The 14,497-nt window shown below is 68.3% G+C and carries 14 protein-coding genes; 5 read left to right on the top strand and 9 right to left on the bottom strand.

Annotated elements, in window-relative coordinates:
• Nucleotides 1–11 precede the first annotated feature (11 nt).
• From ABD993_RS27100 to ABD993_RS27090, 3 genes are all read right to left on the bottom strand, one after another.
• A complete protein-coding gene (locus ABD993_RS27100; protein ID WP_345424424.1) occupies nucleotides 12–671 on the bottom strand; it encodes a glycoside hydrolase family 16 protein in 660 nt (219 codons plus the stop codon).
• Nucleotides 672–1,308: 637 nt separating this feature from the next.
• Nucleotides 1,309–2,499 carry a MinD/ParA family ATP-binding protein gene (locus ABD993_RS27095; RefSeq protein ID WP_345424421.1) on the bottom strand — a complete coding sequence of 397 codons (1,191 nt, stop codon included), beginning with the start codon at nucleotides 2,497–2,499 and terminating at the stop codon, nucleotides 1,309–1,311.
• Nucleotides 2,500–2,711: 212 nt separating this feature from the next.
• Nucleotides 2,712–3,203 (bottom strand): hypothetical protein, encoded by a 492-nt coding sequence (locus ABD993_RS27090; RefSeq protein ID WP_345424418.1) that lies wholly within the window; start codon nucleotides 3,201–3,203, stop codon nucleotides 2,712–2,714.
• A gap of 763 nt (nucleotides 3,204–3,966) precedes the next feature.
• Here ABD993_RS27090 and ABD993_RS27085 point away from each other — a divergent pair.
• Nucleotides 3,967–4,455: a hypothetical protein gene (locus ABD993_RS27085; RefSeq protein WP_345424416.1), complete on the top strand. Its 489-nt coding sequence runs from the start codon at nucleotides 3,967–3,969 to the stop codon at nucleotides 4,453–4,455.
• 59 nt (nucleotides 4,456–4,514) lie between these two features.
• On the opposite strand, the gene ABD993_RS27080 is transcribed toward ABD993_RS27085, so the two are convergent.
• Genes ABD993_RS27080 through ABD993_RS27070 form a run of 3 tightly spaced genes read right to left on the bottom strand, consistent with a single transcriptional unit; the run spans nucleotide 4,515 to nucleotide 6,641 of the window.
• The gene (locus tag ABD993_RS27080; RefSeq protein WP_345424413.1) at nucleotides 4,515–4,934 is read right to left on the bottom strand and encodes a hypothetical protein; all 420 of its coding nucleotides are present in this window, start codon (nucleotides 4,932–4,934) and stop codon (nucleotides 4,515–4,517) included.
• Entirely contained in the window at nucleotides 4,931–5,581 is a 651-nt protein-coding gene (locus tag ABD993_RS27075) for a hypothetical protein (RefSeq protein ID WP_345424411.1), read from the bottom strand. The genes ABD993_RS27080 and ABD993_RS27075 overlap by 4 nt, the downstream gene beginning before the upstream one ends.
• A 22-nt stretch (nucleotides 5,582–5,603) precedes the next feature.
• The gene (locus ABD993_RS27070) at nucleotides 5,604–6,641 is read right to left on the bottom strand and encodes a C40 family peptidase (RefSeq protein WP_345424408.1); all 1,038 of its coding nucleotides are present in this window, start codon (nucleotides 6,639–6,641) and stop codon (nucleotides 5,604–5,606) included.
• An 82-nt stretch (nucleotides 6,642–6,723) separates the two neighbouring features.
• On the opposite strand from ABD993_RS27070, the gene ABD993_RS27065 reads away from it, so the two are divergent.
• The 4 genes from ABD993_RS27065 to dnaB all read left to right on the top strand — a co-directional run bounded on the left by ABD993_RS27065 (nucleotide 6,724) and on the right by dnaB (nucleotide 11,198).
• The gene (locus tag ABD993_RS27065) at nucleotides 6,724–7,611 is read left to right on the top strand and encodes a bifunctional DNA primase/polymerase (RefSeq protein ID WP_345424405.1); all 888 of its coding nucleotides are present in this window, start codon (nucleotides 6,724–6,726) and stop codon (nucleotides 7,609–7,611) included.
• Nucleotides 7,612–7,742: 131 nt separating this feature from the next.
• On the top strand, nucleotides 7,743–8,024 hold the full coding sequence (locus tag ABD993_RS27060; protein WP_345424403.1) for a hypothetical protein: 282 nt from the start codon (nucleotides 7,743–7,745) through the stop codon (nucleotides 8,022–8,024).
• Nucleotides 8,025–8,301: 277 nt separating this feature from the next.
• The gene (locus ABD993_RS27055; RefSeq protein WP_345424400.1) at nucleotides 8,302–9,819 is read left to right on the top strand and encodes a helix-turn-helix domain-containing protein; all 1,518 of its coding nucleotides are present in this window, start codon (nucleotides 8,302–8,304) and stop codon (nucleotides 9,817–9,819) included.
• Nucleotides 9,816–11,198, top strand: a complete 1,383-nt coding sequence (gene dnaB / locus ABD993_RS27050) for a replicative DNA helicase (protein ID WP_345424397.1) — start codon at nucleotides 9,816–9,818, stop codon at nucleotides 11,196–11,198. Before ABD993_RS27055 ends, dnaB begins: the two co-directional genes overlap by 4 nt.
• 26 nt (nucleotides 11,199–11,224) lie before the next feature.
• Here the strand turns inward: dnaB and ABD993_RS27045 are convergent, their stop codons facing one another.
• The 3 genes from ABD993_RS27045 to ABD993_RS27035 form a co-directional block, all read right to left on the bottom strand.
• Complete coding sequence (locus tag ABD993_RS27045; RefSeq protein ID WP_345424394.1) at nucleotides 11,225–11,515, bottom strand: hypothetical protein; 291 nt, start codon at nucleotides 11,513–11,515, stop codon at nucleotides 11,225–11,227.
• Nucleotides 11,516–12,795: 1,280 nt separating this feature from the next.
• Nucleotides 12,796–14,151 carry a hypothetical protein gene (locus ABD993_RS27040; protein ID WP_345424391.1) on the bottom strand — a complete coding sequence of 452 codons (1,356 nt, stop codon included), beginning with the start codon at nucleotides 14,149–14,151 and terminating at the stop codon, nucleotides 12,796–12,798.
• Complete coding sequence (locus ABD993_RS27035; RefSeq protein WP_237189986.1) at nucleotides 14,148–14,465, bottom strand: hypothetical protein; 318 nt, start codon at nucleotides 14,463–14,465, stop codon at nucleotides 14,148–14,150. The genes ABD993_RS27040 and ABD993_RS27035 overlap by 4 nt, the downstream gene beginning before the upstream one ends.
• Between the last annotated feature and the right edge of the window lie 32 nt (nucleotides 14,466–14,497).

The following is a 14,497-nucleotide window of genomic DNA, read 5'->3' as shown; positions in this document are numbered from 1 at the left end:
GGGCGCGGCTGTCAGTCGCCCGAGCCGGAGCGATCACCGGACTGGTCGCCTTCGCCACCGTCCTGACCGTCGTCAGCGTTGCCGCCGGAGCGGCCACCACCGTCGGTGTCCTGTCCTGCCCTGGATCCGTTCTGGCTGCTATCAGCACCCCCGACGCCAACGCCAACGTCGACGCTGACTCCGGTTCCGCCCGTGTCGTCGAGGGCGTACTGGCGGACCCAGTCGACGTGCATCTGGGTCTCTTGACCGGGGTTGCCAAAGTTGTCGAGCTGGATGGTCAGGTGCTGCGGGCCGGGCGGGAGGATGGAGGTGTCGGTGGTGCTCCACCACTCCTCGCCATCGACGAAGTAGGTCGCGCCCTGCGGGGTCCACTCCACGGCAAAGGCGTGCCACTGGGTGGCGTCGATGTCGACCGACGCGTGTTCCTGCTGGTTGTCCGCGCCGTAGTGGAAGAAGCCCTCGACGGTCTGGCGGGTCGGGTCGGAGATCTCCATGAAGTCGGTCTCGCCGCCCTCGGGCCAGTTCTCCGCATCCGGCCAGAGCAGGAACAGCGAGTGCAGGTCGGGGTCGCCGGGTGGGGACTGCGCGCAGCCCTCCCAGCGTCCGTACATCTGGCCGGGGTTCCAGGCCATGCCGCCGCTCTGACCATCCGGGGTCCCGGTGATGGTCAAGATCCCGTCAGCGGTGGTGATCGCGGCGGGCGTGCGGGTCCCGTTGCCGGCGTGTCCGGCGCCGTCGTAGATGCCCCAGCCGTCGACGCCGCCCTCGAAGTCGTCCTCCCGGTTCGGTGTTCCCCAACCCAGGGTGTCGGCAGCTGTGGTCGGGCAGTTTCCGTTCGCACCGGCGCCGGTCGCGCCTGTCCCCCCACCCGCCCTGGCCCCACCAGAACCCGGCCGGGGCGAGCCACCGCCGCCCGCCCCGGCCGAGCCCCCCGCTCCGGTCTCCCCGGATCCGGAGCTCCCCGAGCCGCTGCCGGTGGATCCACCGCCTGAACCCACCGACGAGCCCGAAGACCCTGTTCCCTGCCGACCCGAGCTCCCGTCGCCGGATCCACCGCCGCCGGCTCCGGCAGCTGTGCCATCGGTGCAGGAAGAGGGAAGGAAGTCCGCGGCACCCACGCCAGCGTCCTCAAGGATGTTGCGTAGCTCGACCGCGCGAGCCGTCGCCTCGAGACGGACCTCTTGGTAGAGGACCCTCGCGGTCAACCTCCAGCTGCATGAGGCGTCGTCGATCGGGGCGTCCGCGGGAAGCAGAGTGCTCCCCACGGCCAGCGCCGACGCGACCGCCATCAGACCCACGCCCATTCCGTCAGCCGAGCTCTCGGCCGTGAGTCAGGTCGTTGATGTCCTTGAACTGACTCGCGACCAGGCCGGCGAGATGAAGGGCGGCGTCTCGCGTACGCGGGCGGAGCTCGTCGAGGTGGATCTGCTGGCCCTTCGCCAGGTGCGGGTCGGGCGGGATCTCGACGACGTCGCGGCAGCGACTCTTGAAGTGCTGTCGCAGCGCGCCGAGGTTGATGTCCCGAGATACGCGGTCGCACGAGAGGACCACGATCGCGCGCTCGACGAGATCGCGATGCCCGTTGCGCTCTAGCCAGTCCAAGGTCCGGCTGGCCAGGCTGGCGCCGTCCGCAGTGGGCGCACCCGTGACGATGATGCTGTGGGTCTCTGCGAGGGCACCCTGCATGGCCGAGTGGACCAGCCCGGTCCCGGTGTCGGTGATGATGACCTCGCAGAAGCGGCGCAGCACGCCGATCACCCGGTGGTACTCCGCGGCGGTGAACGCCTCGCTCAGCAGCGGATCCTGCTCCGACGCCAGCACCTGCAGCCTGCCCGCTCGCTCGGTCACACGAGCCAGATCAGTCGAGTACTCGATCCGGTCCGCGTTGGCCAACAGGTCTCGGACATTGCGGATCGGCTGGACCCCGAGCAGCCGCTCGGCGAGGGTGCCTGCATCGGGGTTGGCATCGAGGGCGATGACGTGGTCACCGCGGTACTCGGCGAGCGCGAGACCGAGCAGTGCAGCCGTGGTCGTCTTCCCGATCCCGCCCTTCATCGAGGTCACGGTCACTACATGGCGTCCGGGGAGCAGCGTCCGGATCTGGCTGACCCGCTCGAGGTACTGCTCCTCGGCCCTGGAGGGGCCGGGGTTCCATCGCCCGGCCGTCAACGCGTAGACCGCGGCTCGCCAGCCCGTTGCGGGGCGAGCGCTACGGCGGGTCACGATCGAGTCGAACGAGAGGCTCGTTGCGGGCGTCTCGACGTGGGTGTGGTCGACCTGTAGGGCCGGGGTCTGCGGCGGCGAGGCCTGGTCGAGGTCGAGGTCGTGCCGGGGCTCCTCGTGCGGCCGACCCGCAGGCGGACGCCAGGGCTCGGCGGTAGGAGGAGCCTGCTCCTGCTGCTTCGGCTCGGTCATCGTGGCCGGCTCCTCGGCGCGACGGGGGCCCGGGCTGGGGACGTGTCCTGCGGCCTGCGGGGCGATCTCCTTCATCCAGGGCATGTCTCGGGGGTCCAGGCTCGGCCAGTCCAGCGAGGTCGAGAGATCCGTGTCGTCGAACGTGGCGCTGTCGGTGCGTTTCGCGGGTGGCGAGGCAACGTCAGTCGCGGCGGGGGAAGGACGCCGAGGCGGGCTCGACGCTGGGGGGGCGCTGCTCGGCTGGTCGTCCCACCCGCGCTGAAGCGGGCGGGGTGTCGGCTTGTCCTGCGGCTCGCTCAAAGGTCCACCTCGGCTTCGTCGTAGTCGGTGTCGGAGATCGGGGCGAGGTCGACGACGAGCTCGCCTGAGTCGTGGCGGCGGATCGGGATGGCCAGGCGCATCCAGACCGAGGGGCCCGATCGCCATCCCGGGGCCTCCGGGGCCGGTGCAGACGAACAACGTGCGCCAGCAGGCAGCTCGCTCGGGACCTCGGCGCTTGCTTCCTCGTCCAGGCGTTCGTAGGGCGTCACCCGCACACGTACATCGACCGACAGCCAGTGCCCCTCGCGCACGGTCTCGCCTGCGGCGGCGAAGTCTGCACGCTGTCGGCCGGATCCCGACCAGCCCAGGGTTGAGTCGACGTGGCCGGGCAGGTAGTGGCGCAGTGCCTCTGATCTGCGGCTGGGCAGGGTCTCGTCCCAGGAGAGATAGTCCAGGGCGAAGCACTCGGCGAGCTGCGCGGCCTCATCCGGATCGATGGGGCGGAGCGCACGAAGAGGCCGATCCACGGTGGTGCGCCTGCGCCCGTTTCGAGGGCTGTCGGACGGCCGACTCGCGGTCAGGATCGGTCCTGCCGGGGTGGCATCTCGCATGACGAGCTGGGTCGACCTCTTGGACGTCGCCTGAACCGCCGCGGAGTCTGGGACCCAAAGGTCATCCCCGCTGGCCGACGAAGCTTCAAGGTCGACCCACTGCCCCCGGGGAAGCAGCGTGGGCTGCTGAACTCCGTAGCCGCTGACATCGTGGGTCAGCAGCCGCTGTTGATCGGCCTCTCTGTACAGACTCTGTGGTGCCGTATCCGTACCCTCGGGGTGAAGTCCGGGTGTCTCGATCGCTGTCGCCCGGGTCCGTACATCGGGACTGGCCGTCGGCGTCTGCGCAGCGATAGATGCGGACTGCGGAGCGTCGTGGGAATCCTGCCACCACGGAGGCGGCGCACCGTGGTTCTCCTCTGTGGTGCCGTTGGAGCCTCTACCCTCACTACGTCGCCGCATGGGAACCCCCTGTGCCTGAGGGGCCAATGCTGGTGAAGCACGTTGCGACCGGATCGCGGCGGACTCCGGGAGGGGGCGCGTGGCCACCGCGGCGATGCGAAATCGGGAGTCCAGCCCGCGGCATCCGATCCTCCTTCGGGGCGTAGTGGACGGCTGGGTCGTGATCAAGCGAGTACGACTGTACCGATAGACACCGAAAGAAGCTATACAGGAGGGCGGGCGGGACGTGCTCAGTGCCGATCGCTGAGTAGGGTGCTTCCGCGGGGAAGGGCAAACGATGACGGCGACAACCGAGACGGCAGGTGACCTGGTGGCCACGCGCGAGAGCGAGGCGAGCGCGCAGCGACGTCGGGCCGACAGGCGGGGGAACATCCCCGAGCGCCTGAACTACCTGTTCGACTCAGTCCACGCCGCGGGGGACAAGCCGTACAGCGCGGCCGAGGTCGCCCGCTGGATCAGCGAGCACGGTGGCTCGATCTCCTCGGTCTACATCCTCAAGATCCGCAACGGAGAGCGCCTCGAGCCCAACCAGCGCTTCCTCCGCGACATCGCTCGCTTCTTCTGCGTGCCCCCGACCTTCTTCATCGAAGACGACCCGGCGGAGATCGACGGGGAAGCACTCAACGCCCAGATCCTGCTCCGCGACGACCTCGTGCAGTCGATGATGCGACGTGCCGCCCGGCTGTCCCGAGGTCAGCAGGAAGCGCTCAGCGGCATCATCGACAGCCTGCTACGGGCAGAGGGCAAGGAACCCGGCGACAGCTGATCGCTGGTTGAAGGCCGGTAGAACTGGCCCCTCCCAGCGGTCACGGGCCGGAAGCAGCGTCAGCGGGAACAAGCTGGCGTGGGCTCCTGGCCGTGGCGGAGGCGCCACCACCAAGTCGGCGTGGGCCGGCGCATCGGCGCGACGACCGTGACGTCCGCCCACCAGTCGTCGCTGAAGGCCTTTCTGCGCCGAGACCTCCACTCGGTGGCGATCAGGCGAAGCTCTACCAGGTCGTGGGCGATGGCGAGCTCCCCCAAGGCATCGTCGAGCCAGTGCAGTAGGTCCTCACGCTCGTCGGTCTCGTCGAGCCCGAGCGCATGCTCCTGATGAAGAACCGCGGCATCAGAGCGCAGACGCCACCGCAGTTCGGTCTGGTCAGCGAGCGGAGCATCCGGCCGCCCTCTTGCTGCCCGGTTTCGCCGACAACGTGCACGGATGGCGACCGACGTCGGTGGTTCATCCCTCCACATCCGGGTCATCGGTACTCCTCTCCTACGTCGCCTCCGCAGATCTGCTGGTGAGGTGAGCGAGCTCCCCACATTCCCGAGAGCCTGCGCGACAAGCGGCGGTAGCACTCCTCGGTGTCCGGCCTGAGTTCGACTACGGCGCAGCCGGCTACCGCCGCCTGCAGCTCCTCGAAGAGCGCGGCGGTGTCGTCGGTCCACGCGAGGTCGAGCAGACCGTGCAACCTGGCGAAGGCGGCGATGAGATCAGCAGTAGTCGACGGCCGGGCCCAGGACACGGAGGCGATCTCCGCAAGCAGGCTCTCGACCCGTGGCGCCCCGCGGAGGTGGGCCAGCCCGAGAGCCTGCACGAGGTGCCCGAGGAGCTGAAGGTCGGATGTCAGCACCTTGACGAAGACGACGGGCGGGAGTGCTCTACCGCGGTAGTCGAGGAGCCGCGGCCCTGGAGTCGTCGTCTGAGTCGGGACCAGCACGCCGGCGATGCGATTGAGTGCTCCAAGCCCCGAGCCGTCTACGAGAAATGGAGACAGAGGTACCTGGGCATCCGTCGGATCCGTCCCCTCGAGGGCGAGGAGGACCTCGACGAGGTCGCTGAGCGCTGCGATGAATCCGTCGCCGATCAAGGGAACAGCGACTACGCGGTTCTCCACGCTGCCGATCACAGGTGATCCTTTCGTCGTGACGTCAGGGGGTCGGAACCCCGGCGCGCACAGCACCGATGAACTCGCGCTTCCAGAAGGGGGCGTTCCAGATGTCATCGGCGACCTTCACGACGTCGCCGGTCTCGGGGGCGTGCACCATCCGGCCTTCCCCCAGGTAGAGCCCGACGTGGTGGATCCCGTTGGGACGGCCGTTGGAGCTGAACAGCACCATGTCGCCGGGCTGGATCTGCGCGGGATCGGTGATGGCGGGCTGGAACGCAGCCCAGATGGCCTGGGTCTGATGCGGAACGCCAACACCGATCCCTGCGAATGCGTAGACCATCAACCCGGAGCAGTCGAAGCCACCCATCGTCGGGCCGTCAGCATTGCCGCCGGCCCAGACATACGGCTGTCCCTGCTGGCCCATCGCGCGGTCGATCACGATCTGGGCCTGAGGGTTGGGTGCCAGCACGCCGCTTCCGGGCGTTCCGGTGCAGACCACTCCCGAGGCGGCCCCGACGACGGCGTTAGCCGGCTCTTCCCACTGCGCGTACGCATCAGGAAGCGCGCTGACCTGCACGGACTGCGCAGCCTCGGTGAGCGGCATCGATTCCCATCCCGGGGTGGTCAGCAGTCGCTCGTAGAAGAGGCGAGCCGAGGTCCGCGGGTCCATACGCTCCTGAACCGTCCCCCAGGAAGCCCGCTGCTGGAACAGCCCCACAGAGTCGTGATCATTGCCGACCCGCTCATGAGGAACGGTCATCGACTCCGGAACGGTGGAGTTGGCGTAGATGGACAGGCTGGCCTCCTGCATCGAGGTGGCCACGGCGATCACTTGCGCTCGCGGTGGGGCTCCCATCTCGGCTCCGGTAGCGACGATCGCCGCGGCGTTCGCGAGCTGTGGCGCGGCGAAGCCGGCGATACCCGTGGCGGGATCCCCACCGCGAGGCGCGCAGATGATGCCGGGCATACCGGGCGCGGCGTTCGCCTCCTCGGCGCTTCCGACAAGCACAAGCAGCATCACGAGTGCAGCGCCGAACGCAACGAAGCCACCCCCGACTGCCAGCCCTGCTCTCTGCACGGCCGCAGTATAGATTGATGTTAGGTCAATCCGTACACTGCTGTAGCGGTAACCGTTGGCACGAGCGTACTGAGGAGGTCAGGTGGCAGGTCTCCGTAGTGAGCTGCGCCTGCTGCGGCACGCCCTGGCCGCGAGCGCTCGCTACCCCGTCTTCCCGATCAGGCCACGAGGGAAGACGCCCGCATTCGAGGGATGGCAGGAGAGGGCAACCCAGGATGAGCGTCTGATCAGATCCTGGTTCGAGGCTCGTCCGTACAACATCGGCGTCGTCACGGGCAGGCCGGATCTGTTCGTCGTCGATCTGGACTCGGTCCGAGGCGACGCCGCACCTCCTGGGGATGAGTCAGTGTCCGGGGGGTGGGAAGTCTTAGCGCGGCTGGCGCGCCGCTCTGGACACAGGTTCCCTGGCGAGACACATACTGTTGGTACACCTACGGGGGGGCTGCATCTGTACTTCACGCTTCCCCAAGGGCTGGTTCTGCCGAACAGCAGCGGCCGGTTGGGCTTCAAGATCGACACTCGCGGTCGAGGCGGCTACATCGTCGGGGCGGGCTCGGCACGTCCGGAAGGGCTCTACCGCGTCATCCGACGAGGCCCCGCGGCCGTGCTACCGGACTGGATGGTCGATGCCCTGACGCCACGTCCACTCCCGGAGCCTGCGCCTATACCGACGGGCTTGAGCCCCACTCGGATCGCAGGCTACGTCGCGACGCCGCTGCGGGAGGAATGTGAAGCCGTCGCCGCGGCGGCGCCCGGACAGCGCCACCACGCCCTGCTTCGCGCCGCCCGCATCCTCGGGGAGTTCGTCGGCGCGCAGATGCTCGACCGTGAGACAGCCAGAGTCGCGCTGCTCGCCGCCTGTCGCGCTCACATCGGAGTCGACGGCTTCACCGCACACGAAGCCGAGCGGGCGATCAGCGACGGAATCGCCTATGGCTCAAGACGTCCCCGCACACCAGGAGGTCGATGATGGACACCCCGAGCACGCCCTGCGGAACCGCGGACGCCGCCCGCCGCAGCGACCAGCCTGTAGAAGAAACACCTTCGCGACCACGGCGCGTCGCCCCCGTTGTAGCTGTAACAGGTGCCAAGATCCCGCCCATGTCCGCGAGACGGCCGTACAAGAGCAGGCCCGGGAGGTACAAGGGCGAGCGCAAGCTCGTCGGCGCCCGGGTGTGGACGGAGATCGTCGAGCAGGTGGACGAGCAGCTAGGGGTCGTGGAACGCACCCAGAACGACTGGCTGGCTGCCGCCATCCTCGTTGCGCTCGACAACCCCGACGAGGTGAGACGCGCGCTCGCGCGCATCGATGAGCGCGACCCACGTCCGCGGGCAGCCAAGCAGCTCAGCCTCGCCGAGGAGGTCCTCGACCGCACCGCTTAACGCCCACACGCAGCACAACTGCAAATCTGGGCTGAGTGCAGCAAGACCCCTAGAAACGTTAGGGCCCGTCCCTCCGGCCAAGAGGAACGGGCCCACGTAACGGGGGCGCGGAGTTAGCCGCTCCGGCACCCAGCCCCTCCCCGAAGGGAGGCGCACACGCTTGCCTGCGCGCTCCGATAGTAGCGCGCGCCCGGAAAATCGCACAGCTCTCATCGCCGGTGCGTCACGTCGCATCGCCGATTGCTTCCGCCCCCAACACGCCTCGGCCTCGCCGAGCGTGCTGGCACACACCTCTGACTGCCTCTGGGCCGTCGACGTGCTGGTGCCACGAGCACCACAGATGTGTGTGAGCTGCGGGCGACGTTCCGGTATCGCGCGCAACACCCCCTTGCGTTCCATCGTGTGTGGCCCCTGCTGGTTCGCCAGCGGTGCCGCGGCAGAGCCGAGCGAGCTCGTCGGTCAGGCTCATCCGCCACTGACCGTCCTGCCGCGGACCGCCTACGAGTGGGCCAAGGCTGTGATGGCGTCCGAGTGGTTCACGAAGCGCCGCAGCGACTGCGCCCAGCGTCTGCGGTTGCTTCTGCGCGCCCTCGCCCTGCATGCGGACTGGGAGGACCACAGCAGCTGGCCGACCTGGGAACGGCTCATGCAGGCCACCGGCTGGAGTCGGAGCACGATGAGCAGCTGGCTCGCGGAGCTGCTGCGCCTCGGGTGGATGGTGCGCCTCGAGCGGGGCACCACACCGCAGTTCCGCCCCATGGCCCTGCAGCACCTCGAAGGCAACCGAGCGGCGGTCTACCAGCTCCGGGTCCCCGTCAGCGACGCTGATGACGCGACCGGTGACGATGCTTCAGATGGCCTAACCCGGACCCCAACCACCTCCAGAAACTCTTCTATCTCTAGAGAACATGTACTTCCTACGCGCGCGAGCGGAATTTTCCACAGCTCGTCGACAAATCCGCAGCTCAAGAGCACAGATGTCGGCCCTAACGGGCCGCGCCACGAGAAGAAAAAGCCGGGCCACTTCGATCTTCGGGTGCCGGGAAGCCCTGCTCAGATGCTGGCCGCGGCAGCTGAGCTCAAGCGTGCCGACCGCGCACTGTGGAGGCTGAGTCCGCGCGCCGTTCGGGCCCTGTTCCGGCCCTGGTGGCGAGCAGGGTGGGCCAACAGCGACGTTCTGCACGCCTTGAACCATTCCCCGGCCATCGGCGGGAGCCGACGAGCCGATCGCTGCCCTGCGGCGCAGCTACGTCGCCCTGAGGGCTGGGTCAAGCACCGGATGTCGCACTGGCTCGACTCCGGCACCCCGTTGACCGCTCCGCGCCTGGTCGGGGCCCTCACCGAGGCAGTCACCGCCCGCCACGGCAATGCCGCGGCCGCGCGACTGCCCTACGGCGCTACCACCCTGCGGCCCCAAGACCTCCAGGTCAGCAAGCAGGAACACGCCGCCGCCGCCGAGTCGATCGCCCGCCGCTGGGCGCGGGAGTTCCACGAGCGCCGCAACGAGCGCTGCCCCGACTCCGAGCTCGCCAGCCCGCAGACACGTCGAGCCGCGGTCACGGGCTGGAAGACCCTCGCGGCCGACCAGGCCGCCACCCCTGCCCCAGAGCCGACGCAGACCACTCACCCCGAGCAGCCAAACGCCCCCCGGCCCGCCCAGCCCTCACCGACGACCGAGCCGAGCACGACGTCGACGGTGGACTCGGGTTCGGCTCATGACCGCGCCATCGAGCGGGCCCGCCTCGAGGGCCGGGCCGCCCGCCCCCGCCGCAACCGCAGGAGGAACCGCTGGTGACCGCCGAACCCATCCGCCGGCACGAGGCCGCGCCGACTGCCGCCGTCGACTCGCCGTTCGACCGCCAGCCCCCGCAGAACCTCACGGCGGAGCAGTCGGTGCTCGGCGGCATGCTGCTCAGCAAGGACGCGATCGCGGACGTGGTGGAGGTGCTGCGGCCGGACGACTTCTACCGTCCCGCGCACCAGACCGTCTACGACTGCATCCTGGACCTCTACGGGCGCGGGGAGCCCGCGGACGCGGTCACCGTGTCCGCGGAGCTGCAGCGACGCGGTGAGCTGATCCGGCTCGGCGGTGCCCCGTACCTGCACACGCTGATCGCCACGGTGCCCACGGCGGCGAACGCGGCGTACTACGCGGAGATCGTGGCGGAGAAGGCCACGCTGCGGCGGCTGGTGGAGGCGGGCACCCGCATCGTCCAGCTCGGCTACCACGGTGCCGAGGGCGCGGAGGTCGAGGAGGTCGTCGACCGGGCGCAGGCGGCGATCTACGAGGTCACCGAGCGCTCCACCAGCGAGGACTACATCGTCCTCGAGGAGCTGCTGCAGCCCACGATGGACGAGATCGACGCGATCCAGTCCCGCGGCGGCGTCTCGCACGGCGTGCCCACCGGCTTCGTCGACCTCGACGCGGCGACGAACGGGCTGCACCCGGGCCAGATGGTCGTCGTCGCGGCCCGACCCGGTCTGGGCAAGTCCACGCTCGGGCTGGACTTCGCGCGCTCCTGCTCGATCAAGCACGGCATGACCAGCGCGGTGTTCTCGCTGGAGATGAGTAAGACCGAGATCGTGATGCGCCTGCTCTCGGCGGAGGCCCAGATCAAGCTCGCGGACATGCGCGCGGGCCGGATGAGCGACCAGGACTGGACGCGGATGGCGCGGCGGATGTCGGAGATCTCCGAGGCGCCGCTGTTCATCGACGACTCGCCGAACCTCACGCTGATGGAGATCCGGGCCAAGGCGCGCCGGCTCAAGCAGCGCAACAGCCTGAACCTGATCATCCTGGACTACCTGCAGCTGATGACGTCCGGCCGCAAGGTCGAGTCCCGCCAGCAGGAGGTCTCGGAGTTCTCCCGGCAGATCAAGCTGCTGGCCAAGGAGCTCGAGGTGCCCGTGGTGGCGATCTCGCAGCTGAACCGTGGTCCCGAGCAGCGCACGGACAAGCGGCCGATGATCTCCGACCTGCGTGAGTCCGGCTCCATCGAGCAGGACGCGGACATGGTGATCCTGCTCCACCGGCCGGACGCGTTCGAGCGGGACGACCCGCGCGCGGGCGAGGCGGACCTGATCCTGGCCAAGAACCGTAACGGCCCCACCGCGAACATCGTGCTCGCCCACCAGTTGCACTACAGCCGCTTCGCCGACCTCGCCCACGGCTAGGAGTAGATGGTGTGCGCCCGTCTTTGTCAGCAGGTCGGCAGACCGAGACCACCGCGGCTCGCCCCTGATGTCCACACCTCCGAGACGTAGCCCTCCGACCCGCTTGAGTCGTAGGCGAAGTACCATCTCAAGCTCTCGAACAGACCGGGATTCTGGTCATCGACGGGATCGGCGTCGTTGCCGTTCGTCGTGCGCTCTCCTGTCACCTGACACGTCGCTGTGAGCATGCCCCCGCTGCCGATTTCCGTGCCGTCGATCTTGCAACAGAAATTACGTGGTTCTGACGACAGATAGGCGGGCTTCGGGTCTTCTCGCATCTCCGCTCCATTAGTGACCAGGTTTGAAATCCTGATCGGTGCGGTAAGCGGCGGGTTTGTAGTCCTGGGCGGCAGTGTAGTGGGCGGCGGAGTCTCACGGGTTGTCGGCGGAACCGGCGGTGGCGTCGCATCCGTGGGGGGCGTGCCCGTGTCGCGCGGAACTATAGTCGGAAAGCGACTGATGATCTCGCTCGAACACCTGTCCGTTTGAATCTGCTCCGAAGGCGGGAGGAATGCTGAATACAAGTAGCCTGACCCCCCTGGGTAGTTCCCTCCTTCTACCTCGGTCACGTAGAACCATCGAGGTGAGGAGCCGTACGGCTGTGTCCCGTCTACTTCCGGAGCTTTCGTGTCTTCCCAGCACCGCATGGTGACTCTGCTCCCGGGAGGAAGCCGGTCAAGCTCCGAACACGACATGGTGGTTGTGCCTTGCGGTGGATACCCCGCGCAGTAGCGCAGCGCCACCGGTTCATCGGCGCTGACGCGACTGAGCGAGGTGCTAGCTGCCACCTCACCGACTGAGCCTGTGGCCGGTGGCGTCGTCGTGCAGGCAGAGAGCACAAGGAGGGACAGTCCCGCGAGTAGGGGTAGCGCTCGGCTCCATGGAGGGGTCAGCACGACGGGACCCGCGGGTCGACCGTTGTGCTGCCAGGAGGATCTAGAGGATCACCATTAGTGAAGGTGTCCGAGACCGCATAGAGGCCACTCCAAGGGGCTGAGTCTCCAATCAGATACAGGGCTGAGACCGAAGTCATGCCTGTTCCATTGGGTACCTGGCAGACCACCTTGACAGTGGTTCCGTACGGAATCCGCGGGATGGGTGTATCTGCGGGGCGCCCCTGCGGATCCTTGAAGACGACGGTTCCGCTTCTGTTGGCCGACGTCTGATCGATCCAAGAGTTGCTTCTGACTGAAGTCGTAGTCGGAGGCACGGGCTGCGCTGTGGCAGTCGTCGTTACAGGGGGAACAGGTGTGTCGCCGCCCTTACCTATCAGTGCTACGGCGATTCCTGCCACCGCTGTCACTACAACACCAAGGAAGACCAGAATTGGGCCGAGCCGTCCTCCGCCTGAGCCAGCGCCCCCCGACAAGTGCAACCTCCACGCTTGCTAATCGCCGGTAAGGGCGTTCGTCGACCTGGGAGACCGACGATACTTCACGTGAAGGGCGCTCAAGGTAACAGTTTTGTCGCGCAATGGGCCATTCGGCCTAGTTGTCGGGGAGATTTATTCGTCTTGTCGACATGAAATGTGCTGTGTCCGGGGACAGACGGCCTTTGGTTACCGGCGCAGCGTATGCCGATGTGCTGAGAGGGAGACCGAGGAGATCGGCGGGTCTCGATGGAGTACTTGGCCAGCTGCGTTCTTGGGTGCAGGGCTCGCCTTCGCGACCGCCTGATCGAGAATCGCATCGCTCGTGCCGCGCAGCGCGTTGCCTGCGCGTCGCCAGAGATGTGGTGCGTGCGAGTCGTCCCCAGCGTGAAGTCGAGCGAGCTCTCGCTCGGCAGCGATGTGCGCCAGCTCTGCCACCTTCTCAGCGACCCAGGCTCTGAGCGGTGCAATGAGCGTCTCGGAACTGGGGCGCCAGTCCTTGATGGCGTTGCCTGCCAACGACATCGTTGTCATCAGCACGCCAACCGTGGTCGTGAGTTGAGCGCGAGTGCCGGACGAGATGCCGGCGATGGTCAAGCCCACGCCCGCCGCGGCCCCGGTGACGAACAGCGCTGTGCTCGAGCTGGCCAGACGTCGACCACGCACCTCGGCTGCCCGTGCACGAGCGCGCTCAGCGGCGGCATGGGCTCGCCGCTCTCGCACGATCGCTGAACCTGCGCGCATGGCCCGCGCGATGTCGGAGTCGAAGGGGCGCTGGCCGGTGGCTCCGGCCGTACCCGAACGCAGCAGGTCGAGGCCGGCGCTGGCCGCCATCCGTCTCGACGTGGCCTCCTGCAGGTTCTGGGCAAGATCCCGCATGGTCTTCTCGTCGATCGAGCGGGCGGCCGCGCTCGGGCCTGGGCGGATCCCGACGGTGAACCCACCAGGCTTGGCGAGCTGGCGGCTGGCGTCGACCCGCAGCAGCATCGCGGCCACCTCCTCAGGGCGGCCAGGACGGAAGTCGTTCCCGCAACGTGCTCGGGCATCGCGCAGGTACCGATGCAGAGACCATGTCTCGCCCATGCCGCCGGAGAGATCCATCTCGGCCTCGATCGCCTCAAGGGTGATGTCCGCGCGCCGGCCCCGCCGGGCGGCGAGCTTGCTCAGGCCGTGGAAGATCTCCCACTCGGGCACCGGGCGCCCGCGATCGCGGCCGACCTGCCGCAGCCTCTCCCACTCGGGCGGGCCACCGGTCAGTGCGCGCCGCACCGACGCGCTCCAGCGCCCGGGCGCGACATCGGGAGTGCCACGGCCGATCAGCTCGCGTAGCCCTCGGCTGGCTCGTCCGGTGATCCCGGGGCGTTCCCCGGCGACGGCTGCCTCGGCCATCTCGAACTCGGCCAGGACCGAGCGGCCGCTACGGCGACCGTCGGCCAGGTCCTCCAGCAGGCCGAGCATCAGCTCGGCGCGCAGCTTGCGGGCCAACACGCTCAGCGCGACCTCGACGACGTCGAGGTCGGCCCCGGCGCCCAGGTCGGCGGTCATCGCCTGCGGCTCCACCAGCGGCGACGGCTCATCCGGGTCTGGTCGTATGGCCAGGCCGGATCGTCGGCGTGGGAGGCCTGCGCCGTGGCCTCCCGTCGGCGTGCACCCTCCTCGACCGCCTCCGCGGAACGGGCCAGGGTGAAGAAGAGAGCCGTGAGCTCGACCTGATCCGCATCGCCGGCGACCAGATAGCCGCGCTCCACCTCGCCCTCGCCCTGCGGGATCACCCACCACATGCGGTCCCACCAGACAGGGCCGATGTCGAACTCTGCCAGCAGCGGCTGAGCATCGCCGGCGGCGATGAGCTCGTCCATGTCCGCCACCGCGACACGAACCTGCTCGGCAC

The organism is Pseudonocardia xishanensis (assembly GCF_039541715.1).
Classification (GTDB): Bacteria; Actinomycetota; Actinomycetes; order Mycobacteriales; family Pseudonocardiaceae; genus Pseudonocardia; species Pseudonocardia xishanensis.
Note: the sequence above shows the minus strand (reverse complement) of the source record. Positions and strands in the feature narration are given on the sequence as shown.

What these genes read in the sequence shown, in the direction of transcription:
- ABD993_RS27095 (WP_345424421.1), bottom strand. Translation starts at nt 2,499, where the DNA reads ATGCCCTGGATGAAGGAGATCGCCCCGCAGGCCGCAGGACACGTCCCC.
- ABD993_RS27085 (WP_345424416.1), top strand. Translation starts at nt 3,967, where the DNA reads ATGACGGCGACAACCGAGACGGCAGGTGACCTGGTGGCCACGCGCGAG.
- ABD993_RS27080 (WP_345424413.1), bottom strand. Translation starts at nt 4,934, where the DNA reads ATGACCCGGATGTGGAGGGATGAACCACCGACGTCGGTCGCCATCCGT.
- ABD993_RS27060 (WP_345424403.1), top strand. Translation starts at nt 7,743, where the DNA reads ATGTCCGCGAGACGGCCGTACAAGAGCAGGCCCGGGAGGTACAAGGGC.
- ABD993_RS27045 (WP_345424394.1), bottom strand. Translation starts at nt 11,515, where the DNA reads ATGCGAGAAGACCCGAAGCCCGCCTATCTGTCGTCAGAACCACGTAAT.
- ABD993_RS27040 (WP_345424391.1), bottom strand. Translation starts at nt 14,151, where the DNA reads ATGACCGCCGACCTGGGCGCCGGGGCCGACCTCGACGTCGTCGAGGTC.
- ABD993_RS27035 (WP_237189986.1), bottom strand. Translation starts at nt 14,465, where the DNA reads ATGGACGAGCTCATCGCCGCCGGCGATGCTCAGCCGCTGCTGGCAGAG.